The sequence below is a fragment of the Nonomuraea sp. NPDC049784 genome (assembly GCF_040659615.1).
In the GTDB taxonomy this organism is placed as follows: domain Bacteria; phylum Actinomycetota; class Actinomycetes; order Streptosporangiales; family Streptosporangiaceae; genus Nonomuraea.
Genome location: NZ_JBFAMX010001279.1, coordinates 1 through 1,132, shown reverse-complemented (window position 1 = coordinate 1,132; position 1,132 = coordinate 1). Strand labels below are relative to the sequence as shown.

The window sequence follows — 1,132 nt, the reverse complement described above, 5'->3', positions numbered from 1 at the left end:
GGCGCGATCACGGCCACCACGCCGGTCGGCTCGGGCGAGGACAGGTTGAAGTACGGCCCCGCGACCGGGTTGGCCGATCCACGCACGGCGGCGATCTTGTCGGACCACCCCGCGTACCAGACGAGCCGGTCCACCGTGGCGTCCACCTGCTCGAGCGCCGCCTTCTTGCCGCCGCCCAGCTCCTCGGCGAACTGCCCGCGCCGCCCCTCCAGCATCTCGGCGACCCGGTAGAGGATCTGCCCCCGGTTGTAGGCGGTGGCGCCCGACCAGCCGGGGAACGCCTTTCGCGCGGCCACCACCGCGTCGCGGGCGTCCTTGCGGGAAGCGCGGGACGCGTTGGCGAGGAACTCGCCCTTGGCCGAGGTCACGGGGTAGGACCTCCCACTCTCCGAGCGCGGGAACGCCCCTCCGATGAACAGCTTGTAGGTCTTTCTGACGGACAACCTACTCATCGCCCCGCCCTCTCCATGTGGACTCCTGCGACATCTCGACCGGCACGAAGACCTGGCCGCACCGGCTCACGCCGCAGCGGTGGGCGTACCACCCGGTGCGTACGGGCCGCCCGGCCCTGGCGAAGGCGTGGCCCCTGGTGGCCTGCGCCCGCCGCTTGGCGCGGCGGGGACGGCGGTGATCAGACATCGAGGTACGCCTCCAATCCGAGCAACCCGCCCTCGCGGCCGTAGCCGGATTCCTTGTAGCCGCCGAAGGGCGAGGTGGGGTCGAACTTGTTGAACGTGTTGGCCCACACGACCCCCGCCCGCAGCTTGTCGGCCATCCACAAGATGCGCGAGCCCTTCTCGGTCCAGATCCCGGCCGACAACCCGTACGGGGTGTTGTTGGCCTTCTCCACCGCCTCAGCCGGCGTACGGAACGTCAGCACCGACAACACCGGGCCGAAGATCTCATCCCGGGCGATGGTGTGCGACTGCGCCACCCCGGTGAAGATCGTCGGCGGGAACCAGAACCCCCGCTCGGGCAACTCACACGCCGGCGACCACCGCTCGGCCCCCTCCGACTCCCCGACCGCGGACAGCTCGCGGATCTTGGCCAGCTGCTCAGCCGAGTTGATCGCACCCACATCGGTGTTCTTGTCCAGCGGATCACCCACCCGCAACGTCGCAAGCCGGCGCTT

The 1,132-nt window shown here is 70.1% G+C and carries 3 protein-coding genes; all 3 read right to left on the bottom strand.

The window, feature by feature from the left end; translation table 11 throughout:
* A partial coding sequence (locus AB0J09_RS65420) for an aldehyde dehydrogenase family protein (protein ID WP_360714643.1) occupies positions 1 to 452 on the bottom strand: 452 nt, incomplete at its 3' end.
* The gene (locus AB0J09_RS65415; RefSeq protein ID WP_360714641.1) at positions 445 to 639 is read right to left on the bottom strand and encodes a hypothetical protein; all 195 of its coding nucleotides are present in this window, start codon (positions 637 to 639) and stop codon (positions 445 to 447) included. The genes AB0J09_RS65420 and AB0J09_RS65415, both read right to left, overlap by 8 nt.
* On the bottom strand, positions 632 to 1,132 hold a 501-nt coding region (locus AB0J09_RS65410), incomplete at its 5' end, for an aldehyde dehydrogenase family protein (protein ID WP_360714639.1). The genes AB0J09_RS65415 and AB0J09_RS65410, both read right to left, overlap by 8 nt.